Origin of the sequence: uncultured Rhodospira sp., from assembly GCF_937138205.1 — a bacterium.
GTDB lineage: Bacteria > Pseudomonadota > Alphaproteobacteria > Rhodospirillales > Rhodospirillaceae > Rhodospira.
The window spans coordinates 1-19481 of record NZ_CAKZOT010000054.1; the positions used below are offsets into that span (position 1 = coordinate 1).

The following is a 19481-nucleotide window of genomic DNA, read 5'->3' on the forward strand; positions in this document are numbered from 1 at the left end:
CAACAGAGCTTAATCTCCCAATCCGACTGTCTCAAAGTCGTTGACACGTTCCGCCTCGGGTGCCGTGGTATTCGTGGTCTCGGTCATCGCTTTTGTCCCCTTGTCAGGTTCGGGGTGGTGATCGGGCCGAGGCAGGTGTGCCAGCACCTCCCCGGCCGCTCGGGTATCAGGCTGCGGTGGGCTCGGCCTCGGGCGCCGGATAGAACCCCGGCTCCGCCGATGCGTCGGCCCCGTCGATGGACGCCACATAGGCGTTGCGGGCGTGTGCCTCGTTGGCCACGTCGATGTCGTGCGCGGCCACCACGGCGCCGATGGCTTGGTCGGTCGTGATGTCTCGCAGGTGATACAGGTTCATGGCGGGCCTCCCTTGGTGTGCCTCGGTCGGTGGTTCCAGCACCGGCCCGGGCGCCCGTCCGGCAGCCGCGCAACGCGGGCTTGCCCTAGGGCGATGCCTGGAGTATCATCTTCCGCAGAACGAAAGTCAATACCTGAGGCATCATCTATGTTCACCAGCGAACAGATGCGGGCGGCGCGGATGCTGGTTCGCTGGGAACAGCGCGATCTTGCCGAACGGTCTGGCGTGTCACTGCCCACCGTGAAGCGGCTTGAAGCGAAGCCCGGCGCGGTGTCGGCTTATGACAGCACCCTCGCGGCCATCCGCTCCGCGCTGGAGTCGGCCGGCGTCGAGTTCATTGACGCCAACGGCGGCGGGCCGGGTGTGCGGTTGCGGCGGTAGCGATACGGCGCGATACGCTGTATCTCAGCCCGACACCCGGGCGCTTGCTTGGTCGGCCTGCTTCTTCAGCGTGGCAAGGTGCCGCTCCTTGCCGGCCGGCAGTTCGCCAGCATCAACGATCCCACGCAGAAACTTCTTGTCGCGCGGCTGGAAGATCACGGGCGAGTCCAGACAGGCTTGCGCCGTCGCTACCGGGTCGGTGTCTGGTGGCGGTTCCTGATTGCGCGCCGCTTCAAGCCGGTTCTTCAACCCCCGCTCCAGCGCCTTTGCGTGGCGGTTCGCAGTCTTGGTCATTTCGTCGGCTTGTTTTGCGGTGATCCGCTTTGCCGTCAGGTCGGCCGTTACCGCTTGGCTCAGCTCGAACACCATAGTGTGGTCGGCGTTGTCGTTGAGCGCTTCATGCAGCCGAACAGACCGCGGCCGGGCGTCTTCCGTAGCAGGGTCAGCATCGTCCACGGCGGCACCCTCGACCACGGCCAGCCGGCGGGCCATATCCGCAATCGCCGTCTCGACAGCATCCAGGCGGCCCAGGGCGGGCGCCTGTATCTCAGCCTGTATCGCGCCCGTATCGTCCAGGACGGCGGCGAGGCGGTCCGCAACGGCAGGGTCGCCTCGCAGCGCGGCAGCGATCCGCCGGATAAGCGGATGGTGCCGATGATCGGCGCGGACGGAACATGCGGGGGTGGCTGGCATCGGCGCGCCCTCTCGTGGGATACGGTGTATCTCACTGTATCCCAACCGACGCGCCATAGCAAGCCCGCCGCAGGCGCGGGCCGGCGGGGCGGCGGGTGCCTGCCAATTCGCCCGTTCTGGGGAACTGCTAAGCCTTTGATTTCGTTGATCACCCAAACGGGGGAACAATGAAAACAAGGGGTTGCTGAGATAGCAACCCCCTGCGCGGCCTCGGTCACGCAACCCGGTGCGTGACCGGGATCCCCTGGGCCGCCGCTGCTGCGGCCACGGTGTCGAAGGTTTGTTCGTCGATCGTCAACGTGGCGCGCCGGTCGCCGTCCGCGTCCGGCTCAGCCTCCGCCGCGACCTGGCGCAGATGGTCGAGAATGGCCGCGCCGCCGGCGGCATCGCCGTGCTTTGCCAACTGCCGCGCCATCCACCGTAGGTGGCGGTCGATGAAGATTCCCGCCGCCGCCATCGAATCATTCAGATCCGCGCGGGCGTCGTCTTGGGCGCCCGGGTCGCTGGCGGCGCAGGCATCGAGCGTGGCCCAGGCCTGAATCAGGTCATCGCGCAAGGCGCGCGCGACCTTGGCTTTGTTGGGATGCTTTGCCGCGATGTCGTCCAGAATTTCGACCGTCGAGTGTGGCGCCCCCAGGGTGGCGTCGGCGGGTCGGATGGGGTTCGTGGTGGTGTTCATGTCGTGAGTCCTTCCAGGTCCGTTTCGATGTCGTCACTGTCCAACCGGGGAAGTCGCCCGGCGTCAAGGTCTCGGGCAAGCTCGTCAAGGCGGCGCGTGACCCGCCGATCCTCGCGACGCAACACCTTCTCTATCTGCCAGACAGCCTTTCGCTCAAAGGTTTTGCGTTGATTCCGGGGCGCGCCCTGCGCCAGGAGCCCGGCCAGGTGTTCGTCGACCCTCTCGCGCAGGCGTCGACGATTCTCCTCGATGCGGGCGCGATGGGCCTCGCGGAACTCGGCCACCTTCCGCCGGCCGACCTCGATAGACCGCGCGGTGTCTTCGTCAATGCCGGCCAGGTGCTGCATCACGCGGCCACCAGATCCAGCGCATCGGCCGGGACGTCCAACGGCGGCAACGGCGCGGGCGGGTCGAAGTCCAGCCCACGCTCGTCATGATAGGCGCGAATTTCGGCCTCGGTCGCGGCGCGGTCAGGATACGGCCCCAGGCTGCCCTGGACGATCCCGTCCGCCCGGATGACGGTGGCCTCCATGTCGCCCCCGACGAAAAGCGCGCTCATCCACTTACGAGCGTGCTTCTGCTGGACGACGCACAGCTTCCGCCACTGCTCCGGCGTGAAGCGGGGCAGGAAATCGCGCTTGCCCAGCGTCGGCGCCAGATAGACGCCGGGACCATAAGTGTATTGGTCCACCGAGCCATCCTCGTGGCGGGTCACACGCACCACCCGTGGCCCCTCGGGCGCCCATCGGAACAGGGTCGCCTCGGCCGTTCCGCCCCATGCATAACTGTCCGGGGGCTCGTAGTCCTGCAAAAACGCGGTGACCGCTTGGATCGCCGCATCCTGCGAGTCGGCCGCCCGCACCAGGGCGTCGACGGCCCCCCCCGCCCACGTCGCGCCGCGCGTGGTCGCGGCCATGTGCAAATGCGGGCACACCCACACCTTGCGGGTGAACGCCACGGGCGCCGGGCCGATGTAGGCGACAGTGTCGGAGACGACGAAGATTTCATCTTCTGTCAAGTGGAAATTCGCAACGCTCATCGCGTGAACTCCTGCAGGTCGGCGGTCATTTCGGGATCGTCCAACTCGGTGGCGTCGGTCGTGAACTCGACGGCGGGGCCGGCCATCTTCGAGAATGCCTGTTCGCTCGCCCGCTGCATCGCCTGAAACGCGGGGTCCGCGTCCCGCAGCGCAACGGTGATGCGCCGCTGCGCCTCCACCGTGGGCTCGATGCCCTCGGCGCGCAGAAGCCGCATGGCGTGGTTCAGGGACTCGACCTCGTCCCGATACGCTTCGACGTCCGTTCGCCCGCGATCCGACCATTTACTCACCAGGCTAACAGCGGCGTCGATGCCCCTCGCCCGAGCGCGCTCGGCGTCCTGTAGAGCCTTCATGCTGCGCTTCGCGTGGTCCGCCGCGTCGCCCGTCTTCGCCAGCGCCTCGGCGAGTTCCCGATCGACGGCAGCCTGTAGCTTCGCGATCGCCGCCGCGTCGGCGCCGGCGGCGGCGGCGCGGTCGAGAAGGTCCATGCGCTCCGCGTACTTCTGATTTGCCCGCTCGATGGGGGTCATGAGGTCGGTTTGAAGTTGCTCGAAGGCCGCGAGCGCTTCCGTATTCTCGCGTTGCCGGGCTGTTTCCTCGGCCTTTTTCTTCGCCATTTCTTCAGATTTCTGGCCGAACCGCTCGACATCGTCGGCGATCATCTCGTAGAGACGTCGCTGCTTCTCCAGCCGGGCAATTTCCTCCGCGTTGGCGCCAAAGGACACGGAAGAACCCCCGAAGAGGTTGACACCGGTGCCGAACACGCCACCCGCCGTTCCGGCCTTCAAATCCGCGATTTGTCTGTCAATGTCGGCAATCGCATTTTCCGTCGTCTTCGCCATGCCGGCCGTCGCGCGATCCAGCCACAGCGCCGCGTCGTGAAGCGCGGCGGCGATGCCCTGAGACAACCCGAGCCCTTCGTCGAGTTTAGCGAGAAATCTATCCCAGGCTGTGTCAAGCGTGTAGGACGCACGCTCGATCGTCATTGGCATTCTGTCAAACATTTCGTCGGCTTTGCCGGCCGCGCGCGACAGGGCCTGGAACACGCGTTCCCCGGTCAACTCGCCCGCCGCGCCCATCGCGCGCAGCTCGCCTGTTGTCACGCCGAGTTCGGCGGCCAATGCCTGCGCGAGAACCGGCATATTCTCCATGATCGATCGCAGTTCATCGCCCTGAAGGCGGCCAGACGCGAGACCCTGGCCCAACTGAATACTCGCGGCCGTGATTTCCTGAACAGACGTGCCGCCCGCGACGCCAAGTTTCTGCACAGTCTCGACCAATTGCGCGACTTCCTTGTCCGTCGCGCCGATTTGCGCCGCCGCGATCTTGAACCGCGTGAATTGCCCAGCCGACGCGGCGAGTTCGACACCTGTCGTCAACGCGGTTTGGTACAGATCCTCATAGACTTCCTTGGCGCGGGTCATGTCGCCGATGGATGCGTTCAACTTGCCCACGCTCGCAGTATATTCGTCGCCAGCCCTGGCGATCGCCGACGCCGCCAGGCCCGCGCCCACGGTGACGACGCCGAGGGCGATGCCCACCGGTCCCAGGGACCGTGCAACGCTCTCAATCGGCCCCGGAAGCCGAGCGAGCGCGCCCCCGAACGCATCGACCCCCCCGCGCGCGCGGCCCGCCGCGCGGCCGGCCTCGTCGTGTTGCTGCGACAGGCGGCGAACGGATTCACGGTGGCGCTGGAGGGCGGTCGTATAACGATCGATGTTATGCGCACCATGCCGCACAGCCTGGCTGTACAACCGCTCGTGGCGCGCCAGTTGTTCCTTCGCGCGCAACAGGGGATCGTGTTGCCGTGTAAAGCGCTCCAGCTGCTTTTGATGCTGCGAGGTGATGCGAATGGTTTCGCGCTGGCTGGCGCCCTGCTGGCGATACGCTTGATCGAGGCCCGTCGTGCGTCGAATGAGATTCAGCGTCGCGCGCTCGGAAGAGCCCAGGCGTGCCTCGAGCCCATTCAATGCGGTGATGGCGCCGCGCGCGTCGATTTCGATGGTTGCGGTGTGGCGACTCGTCCTGGCCATGGGGTCCTCTCGGAAAGGGGGTGGGGCCGGCCCGCTCTACCGGGGGAAGCAAGACGGGCCGGCCCGCACTTTGGGCGATTTGCCGGAGATAAGCGCCGTCGCCCGGCGGCCTTGGCGTGGGCCACCACCCCCACGCCAATCTGATCACTGCGACAACCTATAGATCACGGGGCCATTCGCGTAAGAAGCGCACACAAGTCTGTATTCAACGCCTTGCTCCGGTTCATTCAGCACCACTGAAATTGGACTGGACCAATGGTGATGATCGCCCGCGGTCGTCCGGGCGGGGGCCAACACGCGATGCCAGGTCGCCCCACCGTCGAAGGTCCGTTCCAGGCGGACACGGGCACCGAACACGCCCCCCAGCGTCACGTTGAAATCGCCATGAAGTTCGACCGACGCGCTGGTGCCGGGCGCGGTGAACGTTCCCTCAACCGGAGAAACGCGGCCAAGTTCGCGTGAAGCGCCACTCGGACGGCCCATGACACCCTCCCCTACGCGGCGGCAGCGGTCGCCACGCCGTCCAAGCGCACCGCAACCGTGGTGTCGCCGTTTCCGGCGGCGGTGACGGCGGTTCCGACGGGATAGTGCCCCGAGTCGGGAAGCACCACCTGGCCCGGGTCGATATCCCACGACACGGCCGCGCCTTGGGCGATGACTTCGGTGGACAATTTCGGCAGGGTGAAGACCCCGCGCGTCTGAAGGTTCACGTCCTTGGTGGCGTCGGCGTCGGTGAGCGCAACGCCAGCGATGGCGCCGACAATCACCAGGTCACCGGAAGAGACGCCTCCGGACGGGGCAGCGACGGTCACAATGTCGCCCTGTTGCAAGAAGTTCGTGGCCATGGGTCAAAGTCCTTTCGTCGAGGAAATCACGATCTTGGAGACGCGCGAAGAAGAACCGATCCGCTCATTGAGACGCGCCAAGGCATCCAGCATGTCCCGCTGCGAGCGGTAGACAATGCTTTTGCCATCCGGGTTCGTGACTTCGCGGATCCCGGAGTCAATCGCAACTTGGAGCGCGTCCCGACGGGCGATCAGTTCCTCTTGCGTCGCCATGAAATTATGCTCCGGTGTTCAGGTACCAGCCGCGCCAGTCAATGACGCCACACCCGAAATCCAGGCCGGCGCGGACCTTCACGGCGCGAGTATCAAAATCAACCTCGGTACTGATTTGCGGCCCATCGGCGCCGTTGACGTAGCCATAGACCACGCACGGCACCTGGGCCGGATCGGCGGCAATGTGCCAGCGGTTACTACTCACATGCGGGCTCACCACCAGTTCGAACGCCCCGGACCAGGGGTTCACGTTGGACGCCTGGGCCGGCGTGATTGTGGCCAGCAATTGCCGCGCTTTCACCTCCGACCCGATCCCGCAGACCAGATAGCGCGGCTGAACGTTGATCGGCAGGCCATCAAGCCCGGTCATGCCGCGCAAGGCCTTCACGCCCAGCCCGACAGCATCCACACCGATGGCGGCGGCCGACGATGCCTTGTTGCTGCGCGTCGCGGCGGTGCTGAACATCGTCACACCGTCGCTCAGGGTCGGGCCATCGGTCGCCAGCAGCGCAAAGACAGTCGCGTCCTCGAAGGCGGCGGTGCGCGTGGCGATCAGCCCTGAAAAGTCGGAAAGCGCGCTCAGGTCATCGTTCAGCAGGGCGCGACGGCCGATCACGATCCCGGTTGCGTACTCGGTCGCGGTGACCGTTTCCTTGTTTTCGGAAATCGTGCCGTATCGGGTTTCTCCGCCTTCCTCGACCTCATGGAAGGTGGGGAAATCCCCGACGCGGAGGAACTTGTGCGCCTTGAAGTCGCTGAAAGACCGGCGGGCCGCGATGCTGCGATAGGCCGGGGCGGCGGCGGTGTACTGGGCCAGCAGCGACTTGTTGGCAGCGTCGGCCAGCAGCGACGGAAAATCGCTGGACGAATGCGCGCCCAAGGCGCGGGTCAACAGGGCCTCGCGGTCGAAGCGGTTGACGCGCTCGCCACGAGCGGACAGCAACTCGGCGACCATGTCCAACGGACGATAGGACCGATACTGAGTCGCCTGCCCCTCGGCCTTGCACAGCGGCGTCATGTTCGCGGCCAGGGCATCGGCCATGCTGCGGCGGATCAGATCCGGGTCGGTGTAGTCAGCCCCGCCTTCGACGCGAGCCGGGCGGTTGTCCACAGGCGCGGAACGCTTCGCCATGGCTTCGAACGCGGCCCGGCGGGCATCGTCGGCCGTGGCGTTGTTGTCGATCAGCGCGTCAATGCTGCCCTGATCCATGCCGGCCAGACGGCCAATGGAGCGGATTTCGCGGTTCACGTCGGCGCGGTTCATGGCCGTGCCGGGGTCGGCGGTGGTCTCGGGCGCCGGGTTGTCAGCCGGCGCGATGGTCTGATCGTCCATAGTGATCTCCTGTGATCGGACGGTTGCGCCGGGGTCCACTCCCAGCGGGGCAAAAGACAGTTCGCGCGGCGTCCATTTCGTCGCGCGGTAGACGGGCACCCCGTCACGGGCGCCGGCCCTGGTCCAGGTCTCGACGCTGTAACCAAGCGACACGCCCCGAACGGATCCGGCCTCGATCTTGTCGATCAGGCGTGTGGCTTCGTCGGACCCGTCGAAACGCACCGTGCAAATGATCCGGTCCCCCTCGACGCGGGCCGACGCCACAGACCCGACAGAGGCATCCCAAGCGTTGCGATGCCCCAACAGGGCCGGCCCCTCGACGAACCGGCTCAGGTCGGCGCCGCCGGCATCAAGCTCTTCGATCCACCGACTCCGCGTGCCGTCGGGTGCGGGCGCCGGCCGAACAGCCGGGGCAGGCCCGGACAGGGCGACAGCGCCGACGGTGCGGGCCTCGCGGTCCAGGGTGCTGGCCCGGCCCAGGGCGCGGGTATGCATGTCATGCGTCATTGGTGGCGGGCTCCGGCGCGGTGCTGGTGGTGGTGCCGAACGACAGCCCCAGGCGGGCCTCGCGGGCGCGTTCGGCAGCGATCTCAGCGTCAAGCCGCTCGGGGTCGTATCCGCGTTCCGTCACGGCCTGAGTACGCGACTTGAGGCCGGCAGTGATGGCGATGATTTCGGCCTCCGCGTCCTTCTTGGGGTCCACCCAATCGAGCTTCGGCGGCAGCCATTCGACACGATGGAACGGCGCGGGATCGTCGGCGTACCCGGGCAGCAGACCGGCCACGGCGGCGGCTTCGATGAAGCGGTCGAACACGGGCCGGCAGAAGCGGAACGCGACCACATTGTGTTGCCAGTGCTCCAGCTTGCGCCGAAACTCGACCATGCCGGCGCGGATGCTGCTGTAGTTCACGCCGCTCAAGTCGCCGGTAAGCATCTCGTAAGGGATACCAAGGCCAGCAGCGACGGCGCGCAAGTGCGAACGGGTGAAATCCGCGAACGCGGTGTCCGGGCGCGGGTCGAACCATTCCAGATTGGTTCCGGGCGGCAAGTTCAGGATCGTGCCCGGCTCCATGCCGGCGGTCAGGGTGTTGCCGTCGCGGTCTCCGCTGAGGCCGGCGGCGTTGCCCTCGGCATCCGTCAGGGCGCCCATGACCAGCGCGCTAACCTTGGCCCTGACCAGCGCGGCGTCGGCGTGCTGGTCCAAATCGTGCAACTTCAGCAGGACGGGAGCGAACCACGACAACCCGCGAAGCTGGCCCGGCTCCATCGCATGAAACAGGTGCGCCACGTCATCGGCCGGGATGCGGATCGGCGTGAACGCCTTGTCGAAGGGTGCACGCGGATCGTCCGGCCGACGCGGCAAGACGTGGTAGGCAGCAACCCGGCCCAGGTCGTCCAGTTCGACGCCAGCGCGCACACGCGCGGCCGGGCCGATCAGCGGAAATTCGTATGGAACTTGATCGGGATGAATCAGCCGGAGACGCATCAAGCCCGGCGCGGCGGGATCGTGGAAGATGTGACAGAAGGACTCGCCGGCCTCAACCATTTGTCGACAAGCCATCGCCTGAAGCGCGTAGAAGTCGCCCATGCCGTCGAAGTCGGCGCGGTCCACCCATTCCGACCACAGTTCGTGGATGCGCTCGCGCACGGACGGGTCCGGGTGCTGCGAACTCGGCTTGATGCCTGGACCAACGATGTTGGCGACCAGCGCGCCGACAGCAGCGGCGGCGTGCGCGTTGTTGCGGCAGACATGCGCCGCTCGGGCGGCCACGGTGCGGCCCTGGCCCGCAATCTCACCAGTCAGTGAGCGAGACACGACAGGCGCCCCGTCCCAGCGCCGGCCGCGCGCGGCGGCGTCGAGGGAACGTGTGCGTGTACGGGCGCTGGCGGGCGCGAACAGTCGCCTAATCTGCTGAAACAATAGGCAAACCCCCGGCATAGTTGCCCACATAATAGGCCGTTGCCTAATCCGTGGTCAACCAGAAACCCATGCGGAACGGACGACTGGCGCCTTCCTCGGCGCCGGCCTCGATGCACCGTCATCGCCTGGACGGCGCGGCATCGCAGACCGCATTGCAGCGGCCTCGCGCTCCAGACTGAGGCCAGACGCCTTCAATCCCTCAAGCGCCGCGTGCGCATATACAAAGGTGTCCAGGGCCTCGTTGCGCCCTCCCGGCAGATACCATTCGCGCACGGGCCGGCCTCGGCTGTACCGGGTGCGGACCCGCTCCGCCGTCAACTGCTTGAAGTATTCCTCGGTCAACGTGTCGGCAAAATGGATGCACCCTGGCCCGGCCTCGCTGATGCGCAGGCGGGCGGCCAGCGCGTCTTTGCCGGCGTCCACATTGACGATATAGAGCGGCACCTTGCCCTTGTTGTTCTTTGACGGTCGCCGGGGCCAGAGCGGCGCGCCTGTCCGGCTCACGCCCTTGATGGCCCAGCGCCGGGCCGGTTGCCGGGTGCGGCAATAATCGTAGACGGCCAGCGTGTTCGCCCCGCCGGAGTCGATGGCAACGGCGCGGATCGGCAGCGGTGCAACGTCTTGCGTCGGGTGTTGGAAGGTGCGGCCCAGGTGTTCGTCGAGTGTCGCCCACAAGGCCGGCGTGTTCGGGTCACCTGCCAGAACCACATGCTCCATGACCCATGCCTCTTCGGCGGCACCCCAGCCGATCAGGGTGCATTCCAGCCGGTCGGGCTGCACGTCCACACCGCACGTCAGCACCAGCACACCATCGGGCACCATGCCATCACCCGTGGGCATCGGCTCGGCGCGCTCCATCAACGCGGAATCGCCCATCGGCTCGCCTGCTACATCCTCCCACGTCTCGCCAAGGCGGGTGTTCGTCCACACCTGCAGGCGCGTCGGGTCTTTCTTGACGCGCTCATGCTCCAACGCGATTTCGGCCCAGGTGGCCCAGGGTGAATAGAGGCCGGACAGGTGGAAACCGGCGGTCTTGCCGTCGCCTTCGGCGGTCGCCGTCCATTTGCCAGCAGCGAGCAAGGCCGGCTTGCGGTGTTCCTCGTGCACGCCACCGCATGACGGGCAGGCAAAATAGGCTTGGTCACGGCGCCGATCAGGCCAGCGGATGTCGGCCCAGGTAATCGGGTTGAACGCGCCGCAGTGATCGCACGGCACCTCGAAAATGCGCTGGTCCGATTCCAGATAGGCGGCCTCGATGCGCGACAGCCCTTTCAGCGTCGGTGTGGACACCATCAGGATTTTGCGCCGCCCTCGGAACGTCGCGGTGCGCTGCACGGCCAGGTCAACGGGATCGCCTTCGCCGTCCGCGTCACCGGGGAAGCCGTCCACCTCGTCAAGAAACAGATACCGGGCCGGCGTAGAGCGCAGGGACGCGGCGGAATTGGCGCCCGTCAGGATCAGTTCGCCGGCAGGGAAGGCCTTGCGGAACATACTATTGCCGGCCTCGCGGCTTCGCGGCGCCACGACAAGGTCACGCAAGGCCGGGGTCGCGGCGATCATCGGGTCAAGGCGCGTGACGGTATTCCGCTTGGCCATGTCAAGAGACGGTTGCACCAGCATCATGAGGCCGGGTGCGTGGTGGATGGCATACGCAACCCAATTCAAGCCGGCCTCGGTTCCGCCGACTTGCGCGCCCTTGATGAAAATAATCCGCTCGGTCGGGTCGGACGGGCTCAGGCAATCCATGATGCTGCGCAGGTACGGCGTCCGGTCGGTGCGCCACCGGCCTGGTTCGGCGGCCGTCGCCGGCAAGCGGCGGTGCTGGTCCGCCCATTCCGAGACTGTCAGGCGCGGTGCAGGTCGGAGACCATCGCGGCGAGCGGCATCAACGCGACTCATTGCCGGCCCCCAGGGTTTCCAGCGGCGTGTCGGCCAGCCATTCCAGGTGGTCGTCAACCTCTCTCTGAAGCGCGACAAACACGGCGTGTTCATCGGCCTGCAACTCGGCGGCCAGGATCGGCGCAATGCGATGAACCCAAGACTGCCAGCTATCCCGCTCGGCCCGGCCGCGCGCGAATTGCTCCCGGTCCACCAGCTCGGCGTCGATCAGCCGGCCTCGGGCGCGGTCGTATTCCAGCGCCGCGCGGCGGGCCTTGGTCCATTCGTGGACGCGCTTGGCCTCCAGATAGTCGCCGTCCGGGATGGCGGTGTCGGGATCCGCGACGTTAGCGGGCGGGGTGTCGGGCAGGGGTGAACGATTCGTTCCCCCCTCGGGCACGGACGGCGCCGGGCCGGATCGGCGTTGCGCCCGGACTTGCGCCGGGTCCAAGGTGCGGCTCATCCAGTCCAGGGCGGCGGCAACGGCAACCTGCTTGCCATCGGGGCACAGAGGCAAGCCGCGCTTCACCAGTTGCGTGATCCTGCCCCTGGACAGACCGACGCGCTCGGCAAACTGCGATTTGCTCTCAAATTCAGGGACTTCGCCCGCCATCTTGATTGCCTATTTGGTGGGCGACCAAGGCCAGTTTAGCCTAAATTCTGGGCAGGCGCTAGGTCGCCGCCGGGGCCGGAGCAGACCCGCGGGCGGCGCCCCCCGGAAGGACCCTGGCGCGACCGGCCCGCAAGGCGTCACTCGGGCGGGTCCGCGCTGACCGCACCGAGGTCCCAGAGCGGTATCGCGCCGTCCATCGGCCGCCGACGCACCGTCAACCGAGCGCCGGTCCCCGTCTGCACGGTTGCCGTGTCGTCCGTCACCGCGACAAGGCGCGCCCCGTTGAGTAGCAGCAGAAGGCCGGCGCGGTCGTACCGTGCGGCGGGTGCCCGGGGGCAGGCGCCAAAGACGTCCAGCGTTGTCCAGCCCAAGCCCGACAGCGCCGGTCCCCAGGCGGACGCCAGCGCCGCGGCGTCGGCCTGGACCTGCCCCCATCGCGATGGGCTGAACCCCACGGGCGGCGCCATGGTGGCAACGCGGTCCAGCCCCTCCCGCCACGCCTCTGGCATTTCGGCCGCGCCGGTGGGCGCGTGGTCGGGCGCCGGGTCCGGCTCAGCGTGGTCGGGCACCCCGGACGCCGCCTCGATCAGCGGGATGATGCCCCGCGCGTAGACCCGCAATCGCGCGTACAGCATCCCGGTGACCGGTGTCGCCGACACGATGACCAAGCGGCCGTCGCGGACACGCAGCTCAACACCGGCTGCCTCGGCCTCCTCGATCACCGCGCGCGCCTCCTCTGGCGTCGGCAGCGGCAGCGAGTATTCGGTCGCGGTCATCGCCCGCCCTCCGCCTTCCGCGCCGCGAGGCGCGCCCGGCCAGCGATGACCACGCGGCGCATCCTCTCATCGGCCACGGTCGCCACCACCTCCGCCGGGCGCGGCGGGTACCGGCACCCGAGCCGCACCCGCCGGCCGGCCAGCGCCAGCAGGTCGGCCGGCAGATCGGCCAGCGCCTCCACCAGTGTCGCGCCGTACGCGCGCGGCTCGACCCCATGCGGCAGCCCGAGCGCGGCGACGATGCGCCCGGCCTCGATCTCGGCCGCCCCGGCGGCGGCCGGCGTCAGGGCCGCGTCCACCTCGGCGGCGACGGCGAGGCATGTGTCACGATCCACCGGCGGATCCTCCGCCGGCCGCCAGGATTCGAGCCTTGCCGCATCCATAGATGGCATCCAGGCACTCGGCAGTCCTGGCGGTGTGGCGGTCGTGGCGGGCAGGTCGTGCGGCATGGGACGGTCCTCCTGCTGGGGTGGGGGTGACGGGGGCGGCGAGGGACTCGACGATGGCGCGGGTCAGGTATCGCAGCCTGGCCGGCGGACCCTCGCCGGCGGCGGCGCGGCGGGCGCCGATTCTGGCGGCGACGATGCGCGCAGTATCGGCATCGGCGCCCAAGGCGAGCCACTGGCGGGCGTGGGCGATGTCGAGGTCATCAGGTAGGTTGGCGTAGGGGCACCCTCCCTCGGTGAGGCCGGCCCGGGCCGCAGTGAGGAGCGCGACGGCGGCCACGATCTCCGGGCGAGGCGGGGGCACGACGGCGGCGATGTCAGAGCGCACCGGTGGACTCGGCACGACCGCCTCGTCCGGCGCAGCAGCGGCAGCAGCCTCGCGCGCGTCATCAGCACTATGGCTGCTGCTATACGACTCTCTCTCTATATGGACTCTGGACTCTGGACTCTGGCCTGCTTCAAGCCCCTCGCCGGCTATGTCGTTGTTTTCGTTGCGTTTCGGTCTTTTTTCAGCGGATTTTTCTCCGCCTTTCGCGCCGTTTTTCCGGCGTTTTTCTCCCGTTTTTTGGCTCGGGGGGCTTTCACGGTCGAACCGCCTATTACTTAGGTGCTCGCCGTCGTCAGTAATATAGAGTTTGTCCGCGACCAATAGTCTGTCGCGTATGATCTTCCAGCGGCGCGTCGAACAGCCGCATACTCTGGCGATGTATTGGGGGTCATCTGGGATGGGGTGGGCGCGGTCATACAGCAGGTCTAGGACTATACTGTACGCGCCCTTCTCCTCCAGTGACAACTCCATCGTGCCTGCGATGAAATCGCCACCATACCGTTTGTACCACGGGCGGCCGGCGGTCATGGACTCCGCCCCTCACGCCGCGCTATCGGCGGGGGCCGACCCGACCCGGGCCGGGGGCAGGGAGGCGGTCAGGCGCCGCATGGACTCCACCACCACCAGGGTCCGCGTCCCGACCTTGCGGGCATCGAGATGCCCGGCCTCGATGAACTCATAGACGGTGGTCTTGCCCACGCCGAGTAGTTGCATGGCGGCGGGAATACTGACCATGATCGGCTCCATGGTCACGATGGCCGGGAGCATGGTATCGGCCACGACGGCCTCGCAGTTCGTCTTTTGCATTTTTTGATCTCCGCATAAAAAAACGCCCGAGACCTTGGGGTCTGGGCGTCGTGGTGACGTGGATACTGTGATGGGATGCACGGGGACTGCGCCGCGCGCACAAAAAAACCCGCGCGGCGGATCTCCGGCGGGGTGATGGGGTCTGGCCGTCGACTCGACGGCGCGCCGTGGGCGCAATTCCAGAGCCGAGTCTGTCAATATCTGGCAGGGGGTCCCGTGTCAACCTCAGAGTCGCGCACGGTCGCGTGCGGCGAGGCTTTTTTACGACCCCGGTCGAACCATGGAGACGACCGTATCACCGTGATCGGCCGACGTCACATAGGCGGCCCAAGTGTCCATCAAAAGACGCCGCCTGTCGAGCAGGTCTCCGCGCTGATATGCGGCCACCACCTTGTTGCCCTGTGTGTGCGCCAGCGCGGCTTCGCATACTTCATGCGGCGTGCTGGTCTGCTCGGCGGCCCAGGTCCGGAATGTGGACCGGAATCCGTGCGGCGTGATGTCCTCCCGGCCCATGCGCTTCAGCGTCATCTTCATCGCCATGTTGCTCAGCGGCCGGCCGGCCTTTTGGCCGGGGAACACATGCGGACAGATCCGCACGGCCGCCATCTTGCGCAGCAGCGCCAGCGCGGGCGCGGACAGGGGCACCCGGTGTTCGGCGCCGGCCTTCATCCTCTCGCCCGGTATGGTCCAGGTCTCGGCGGCCAGGTCGATTTCATCCCAGCGCGCCCCCAGCACTTCACCCGTCCGGCCAGCGGTCAGTATGGCAAATTCCAGGGCGCGGGCGCCCATGCCGTCGGCGGCCTGGATGTGCGGCCACAGGGCGGGCATGTCGCGGTAGGGCAGCGATGCGTGGCCTTCGACGCGCCGCACCTTGCTCTTGGCCGGCAGGGTCAGGGCCAGGTGGCCTTTCCACCGCGCAGGGTTTTCCCCGTCACGCCAACCGCGCGCCTTCGCATAGTCCAGGACCGATTCGATCCGTCCGCGCACCCGGGATGCCGTCTCAGGCTTCGACGTCCAGATCGGCGTCAGGCACTGCAGGACCTGCTCGGTCGTCACGGCGTCAACGGGCATTTCGCCGATCACCGGGTCCGCGTATGTGGCCAGGGTGGCACTCCACTGAGCCGCGTGCTTGTCATTACGCCAGCCGGCGCGCTTCGCCTCGACGTATTCCACACGCGCCGCGCCGAATGTGGGTACGGCCGGCCCCGCGTTGATGGGTAGCGCGCGGCGAGCCTCGATGGGGTCCGTGCCAGCGGCCACCAGCGCGCGGGCCTCGCGGGCGCGTTCGCGGGCCTCCGCCAGGCGCAGCACGGACGCGGGACCGAGCCCCATGTCGCGACGGCGGCCCGCGAGACTGAATCGATAGATCCACGTCTTCCCGCCGGTTTTGGTGATTTGCAGGTACAGGCCCTCGCCGTCGGCGTACAGGCCCGGCTCCATCAGCGTCTGCACCTGGCGAGCGGTGAGCCCCTTGGCCCTCTTCGGCATGGCGGGCGGCCCCTTGGTCGCGGGATGATGGGTTGATGGGTACGGCAGGGCGCCGCCTCGCCCGCCCATCAACGCACCCATCATCCGGCACCGGCCTCCGGCGGTCAAGCACGGCCGCACACGGAAAACCCGGGGTCCGAAGGCCCCGGGTTTCTGCGGTTTTTGGGAGGCTTACGTTCGCCCACGGTCAGCGGCGAACAAGCATCTGGCGGAGGGGGTGGGATTCGAACCCACGGTACGGTTGCCCGTACTCCGGTTTTCGAGACCGGCCCGTTCGACCACTCCGGCACCCCTCCGCAGGCGAGCGACGGCTGGGCCGTGCGGGCCCGCCGTGCCGAACAGGACGGCGGTTCTAGCGCCTTTGGTGCCGCGTTGTAAAGCCTGTGTGTCGCCGCCCAATCACACCGCCGCCGTAGACGACGACGCGGCCAAGGCAGCGATCTCGCGCACATAGACCGCCTCCAGCGCCCGAACGGCCTCTGTGTCTTTGTACAGGCGGTCGCGGCGCTCCCGCACCAATGCGCGCATGTGGTCGCGCTCGTGCGGGTCACGCCCCAGGCGGGCGGCGATCGTTACGTAGTCATCCGTGTCCCGGGCGATCAGCGAGTCCATCTCCATCATGCGCAGCATGGCCATGGTGTGGCGGCCGCGCATGAACCGCCCCGGCAGGGTGACGGGCACGATCCCCTGGGCCAGCGCCTCCAGGGTCGTGTTGCCGCCGGACCAGCCGATCGAGTCCAGGAACACGTCACAGACGCCGCACAAACGCAGGAAGTCCTCCCACGGCTGCCAGGGCAGAAAGACCAGCGACCGTTCGGGGTCGAGGTCCCGCGCGGCAAACGCCGCCGCCAGCCGCGCGCGGAAACTCTCATTGGCCGCGAGCGCCGTCTGATGCTGGATGAAGACGAACCGGGCGTCCGGCACGGCCTTGGCGATGCGGGCGAACAGGTCATCCTGATCCGGCAGGTACTTCTGCAGTGCCTGGCAGCACAGGTAGACGGGGACGTCCGCCGGCAGCCCAAAGGCCGCCCGCCGGCCGTCCTGTCGCTCGTTTGGCACATAGTATATGCCCAGCCGGGGCAGAGGCACGAGGCGTTCGGTGTAGTGTGCCTCGGCCCCTCCCGGCTCCATCGCCGCCGACGTCAACATGACGTCGACCGTCGGCAGGCCGGTGGTGACCGGATGACCCCACGAGACACACTGCAGCGGCGCCAGCCGGCAGGCGGCCAGAACAAAACTGCGCGGCGTCATGCCAAGGTCGGGGAAGACAACGACGTCGGGCGCGTCCTCGCGGATGCGGCCGGCGGCGGCCACAATCGAGTCCGCGCGCAGGTCCCGGAACACGTCGGACCGCCGGGCAAAGGTCTCGGTGGAGGCATCACGCTTGCCCCCCACCGCGTAGGTGTAGACCTCGAACCGCTCGCGGTCCTGCTGGATCACCCAGTGTCCGAACAGAAGCGCGATGGTGTGCGACCAGAAGTGCTCGGAGACATAGCCGACGCGCAGCCTGCGGCCGTCGGGCGGGCGCGGCGGCGGACAGGGCGTCACCAGGTCGGGGCGCCGCACGGCCACGGCCCGGTGAACGAAGCGTCCCCACAGGGCCTGAAGCGCGCGGTCGTCCTCGCCCTGGTAGGAGAGCATGAAGTTGGTGCCGAGCCCGATGCCCTGCAGCGCCCGCGCCGCCTGCTCCGGTGTGTCAAGCGGGGTTGCGGCGAGCATTCCCAGCCCAGCCGTGAACCGCTCGCGCCACATCGGGAGCTCGGCCGTGGTGCGGTAGACGCGGGGCAGCAGGCGGCCGCCGGTCCACCGTGCACGCACGTCGCCGGGGTCCCCGATCAACAGGGCGTGATAGGCCTCGTAGGCCGCATGATGATCACCACTGGCCTCCAGCGCCTGGGCCAGGGCGCGCTGGTGCGGCACGGTGTCGGGTTCCAGGCGGAGCGCGGCGCGAAACGCCGGGACGGCCTCGGCCGCGCGGCCCTGACGCAACAACGCCTGCCCCAACAGATGATACGCGACCGCCGTTTCGGGCGCCGCGTCCAGGACGGCCCGGGCCAGGGTCTCGGCCCGGCCCGGGTCGTTCCGGTCGAGGGCGTGCCGAGCCTCGGCCAGGGCCGCGGCGTGGTCATCCGCTGAGGCGCTCATCGGGGCTGACCCTGCGGTTGAGCCATGTCGGCCGCCCGCTCCGATCGTCAGACCGCCACCTTGGGCAACTCCGCCAGCGAGGCCTGCAATGCGGCGTCGTCGAACGGCGTATCGGTCATCTTGCCGGCGAAGTAGTCGGTGTACGCCTGCATGTCGAAGTGGCCGTGCCCGGACAGGTTGAACAGGATGGTCTCGGCCTTGCCCTCGGCCTTGCAGCGCAGCGCCTCGTCGACCGTGGCCTTGACCGCGTGCGACGATTCCGGCGCCGGCACGATGCCCTCGTGGCGGGCGAACTGCACGGCGGCGGCGAAGCATTCGGTCTGCTGGTAGGCCCGTGCCTCCATCAGGCCGTGCTCCATCGCCGCGCTGACCATCGGCGCCATGCCGTGATAGCGCAGGCCGCCAGCGTGCGTCCCGGGCGGCATGAAGCCGGAGCCCAGGGTGTGCATCTTCATCAGCGGGGTCAACTTGCCGGTGTCGCCGAAGTCGTAGGCCATCGCCCCCTTGGTCAGGGTCGGGCACGAGGTCGGCTCCACACCGATGCAACGGATCGCCTTGCCCTTGATCTTCTCGCGCATGTACGGGAAGGCCAGCCCGGCGAAGTTGGAGCCGCCGCCGACGCAGCCGATGACGATGTCCGGCTCGGCGTCGGCCATCTCCATCTGCAGCATGGCCTCCTCGCCGATCACCGTCTGGTGCAGGCAGACGTGATTGAGCACACTGCCCAGGGCGTACTTGGTATCGTCGCGCGTGGCGGCGATCTCGACCGCCTCGGAGATGGCGATGCCCAGCGAGCCGTTCGAGTCCGGGTTCTGCTCCAGGATGGCGCGGCCGGCCGCCGTGTTCGGCGACGGGCTGGGGATGCAGGTGGCGCCGTAGGTCTCCATCAGCGCCCGGCGGTAGGGCTTCTGGTTGTACGAGATGCGCACCATGTAGACTTCGACCGTCACGCCGAACAGGCTGCCCGCGAACGCAAGCGAGCTGCCCCACTGCCCGGCGCCGGTCTCGGTCGACAGCTTGGTGACACCTTCCTGTTGGTTATAAAACGCCTGGGCGACGGCGGTATTGGGCTTGTGGCTGCCGGCCGGGCTGACGCCCTCGTACTTGAAGAAGATCTTGGCCGGCGTATCCAGGGCCTTTTCCAGGCGCCGCGCGCGGACCAGGGGCGACGGCCGCCACAGGCGATAGACCTCGCGCACCGGTTCGGGGATGTCGATCCAGCGCTCCTGACTGACCTCCTGCTCCAGCACGCCCATGGGGAACAGCGGCGCCAGATCGCCCGGCCCCATCGGCTGGCCGGTGCCGGGATGGATCGGCGGCGGCACCGGACCGGGCAGGTCGGCGGCCAGGTTGTACCAGGCCTTGGGCAGGCGGTCTTCGGTCAGCAGGTACTTGGTCGTGTCGCTCATCGCGGCGGGCTCCCCCTCGGATACGGGCCATCGGACCGCACTGTCCGGTCCGGCGGTCCGTTCTAACCGCCCGGCCCGCCGATGCAAAGGGGAAGCCGT

At 67.8% G+C, this 19481-nt stretch carries 21 protein-coding genes and 1 tRNA gene; 1 reads left to right on the forward strand and 21 read right to left on the reverse strand.

The window, feature by feature from the left end:
- Positions 1 to 166 precede the first annotated feature (166 nt).
- Positions 167 to 355, reverse strand: a complete 189-nt coding sequence (locus tag Q0309_RS06980) for a hypothetical protein (protein ID WP_299438904.1) — start codon at positions 353 to 355, stop codon at positions 167 to 169.
- A 147-nt stretch (positions 356 to 502) separates the two neighbouring features.
- Here Q0309_RS06980 and Q0309_RS06985 point away from each other — a divergent pair, with 147 nt between their 5' ends.
- Positions 503 to 736: a transcriptional regulator gene (locus tag Q0309_RS06985; RefSeq protein WP_299438906.1), complete on the forward strand. Its 234-nt coding sequence runs from the start codon at positions 503 to 505 to the stop codon at positions 734 to 736.
- A 24-nt stretch (positions 737 to 760) separates the two neighbouring features.
- Here Q0309_RS06985 and Q0309_RS06990 read toward each other — a convergent pair whose 3' ends face one another.
- The 20 genes from Q0309_RS06990 to Q0309_RS07085 form a co-directional block, all read right to left on the reverse strand.
- Positions 761 to 1429: a hypothetical protein gene (locus Q0309_RS06990; RefSeq protein ID WP_299438908.1), complete on the reverse strand. Its 669-nt coding sequence runs from the start codon at positions 1427 to 1429 to the stop codon at positions 761 to 763.
- Between the two features lie 214 nt (positions 1430 to 1643).
- Positions 1644 to 2108 carry a hypothetical protein gene (locus tag Q0309_RS06995; protein WP_299438910.1) on the reverse strand — a complete coding sequence of 155 codons (465 nt, stop codon included), beginning with the start codon at positions 2106 to 2108 and terminating at the stop codon, positions 1644 to 1646.
- A complete protein-coding gene (locus tag Q0309_RS07000) occupies positions 2105 to 2458 on the reverse strand; it encodes a hypothetical protein (protein ID WP_299438912.1) in 354 nt (117 codons plus the stop codon). Before Q0309_RS07000 ends, Q0309_RS06995 begins: the two co-directional genes overlap by 4 nt.
- On the reverse strand, positions 2455 to 3147 hold the full coding sequence (locus Q0309_RS07005; RefSeq protein ID WP_299438914.1) for a hypothetical protein: 693 nt from the start codon (positions 3145 to 3147) through the stop codon (positions 2455 to 2457). The genes Q0309_RS07000 and Q0309_RS07005 overlap by 4 nt, the downstream gene beginning before the upstream one ends.
- Positions 3144 to 5180, reverse strand: a complete 2037-nt coding sequence (locus Q0309_RS07010) for a tape measure protein (protein WP_299438916.1) — start codon at positions 5178 to 5180, stop codon at positions 3144 to 3146. The genes Q0309_RS07005 and Q0309_RS07010 overlap by 4 nt, the downstream gene beginning before the upstream one ends.
- Before the next feature lie 144 nt (positions 5181 to 5324).
- A complete protein-coding gene (locus Q0309_RS07015) occupies positions 5325 to 5663 on the reverse strand; it encodes a hypothetical protein (RefSeq protein WP_299438918.1) in 339 nt (112 codons plus the stop codon).
- Positions 5664 to 5674: 11 nt separating this feature from the next.
- Complete coding sequence (locus Q0309_RS07020) at positions 5675 to 6025, reverse strand: DUF2190 family protein (protein WP_299438919.1); 351 nt, start codon at positions 6023 to 6025, stop codon at positions 5675 to 5677.
- Between the two features lie 3 nt (positions 6026 to 6028).
- Positions 6029 to 6238, reverse strand: coding sequence for a hypothetical protein (locus Q0309_RS07025; protein WP_299438920.1), 210 nt, complete (start codon positions 6236 to 6238; stop codon positions 6029 to 6031).
- 4 nt (positions 6239 to 6242) lie between these two features.
- The gene (locus tag Q0309_RS07030) at positions 6243 to 8078 is read right to left on the reverse strand and encodes a prohead protease/major capsid protein fusion protein (RefSeq protein WP_299438923.1); all 1836 of its coding nucleotides are present in this window, start codon (positions 8076 to 8078) and stop codon (positions 6243 to 6245) included.
- Positions 8068 to 9522, reverse strand: coding sequence for a phage portal protein (locus tag Q0309_RS07035; protein ID WP_366940573.1), 1455 nt, complete (start codon positions 9520 to 9522; stop codon positions 8068 to 8070). Before Q0309_RS07035 ends, Q0309_RS07030 begins: the two co-directional genes overlap by 11 nt.
- A 24-nt stretch (positions 9523 to 9546) precedes the next feature.
- Positions 9547 to 11304, reverse strand: a complete 1758-nt coding sequence (locus Q0309_RS07040) for a phage terminase large subunit family protein (protein WP_299438927.1) — start codon at positions 11302 to 11304, stop codon at positions 9547 to 9549.
- Positions 11305 to 11377: 73 nt separating this feature from the next.
- Positions 11378 to 11899, reverse strand: a complete 522-nt coding sequence (locus Q0309_RS07045) for a hypothetical protein (protein WP_299438929.1) — start codon at positions 11897 to 11899, stop codon at positions 11378 to 11380.
- Positions 11900 to 12120: 221 nt separating this feature from the next.
- Positions 12121 to 12759: a hypothetical protein gene (locus tag Q0309_RS07050; RefSeq protein WP_299438931.1), complete on the reverse strand. Its 639-nt coding sequence runs from the start codon at positions 12757 to 12759 to the stop codon at positions 12121 to 12123.
- On the reverse strand, positions 12756 to 13094 hold the full coding sequence (locus tag Q0309_RS07055) for a hypothetical protein (RefSeq protein ID WP_299438932.1): 339 nt from the start codon (positions 13092 to 13094) through the stop codon (positions 12756 to 12758). Before Q0309_RS07055 ends, Q0309_RS07050 begins: the two co-directional genes overlap by 4 nt.
- The gene (locus tag Q0309_RS07060; RefSeq protein WP_299438933.1) at positions 13084 to 14061 is read right to left on the reverse strand and encodes a YdaU family protein; all 978 of its coding nucleotides are present in this window, start codon (positions 14059 to 14061) and stop codon (positions 13084 to 13086) included. Before Q0309_RS07060 ends, Q0309_RS07055 begins: the two co-directional genes overlap by 11 nt.
- A 12-nt stretch (positions 14062 to 14073) precedes the next feature.
- Positions 14074 to 14340: a helix-turn-helix domain-containing protein gene (locus tag Q0309_RS07065; protein WP_299438934.1), complete on the reverse strand. Its 267-nt coding sequence runs from the start codon at positions 14338 to 14340 to the stop codon at positions 14074 to 14076.
- Between the two features lie 261 nt (positions 14341 to 14601).
- Positions 14602 to 15828: a site-specific integrase gene (locus Q0309_RS07070; protein WP_299438935.1), complete on the reverse strand. Its 1227-nt coding sequence runs from the start codon at positions 15826 to 15828 to the stop codon at positions 14602 to 14604.
- A 206-nt stretch (positions 15829 to 16034) separates the two neighbouring features.
- Positions 16035 to 16124: transfer RNA gene (locus Q0309_RS07075), tRNA-Ser, on the reverse strand.
- 103 nt (positions 16125 to 16227) lie between these two features.
- Positions 16228 to 17973, reverse strand: a complete 1746-nt coding sequence (locus Q0309_RS07080; protein WP_299438936.1) for a tetratricopeptide repeat protein — start codon at positions 17971 to 17973, stop codon at positions 16228 to 16230.
- 47 nt (positions 17974 to 18020) lie between these two features.
- Positions 18021 to 19382 (reverse strand): TrpB-like pyridoxal phosphate-dependent enzyme, encoded by a 1362-nt coding sequence (locus Q0309_RS07085; RefSeq protein WP_299438937.1) that lies wholly within the window; start codon positions 19380 to 19382, stop codon positions 18021 to 18023.
- Between the last annotated feature and the right edge of the window lie 99 nt (positions 19383 to 19481).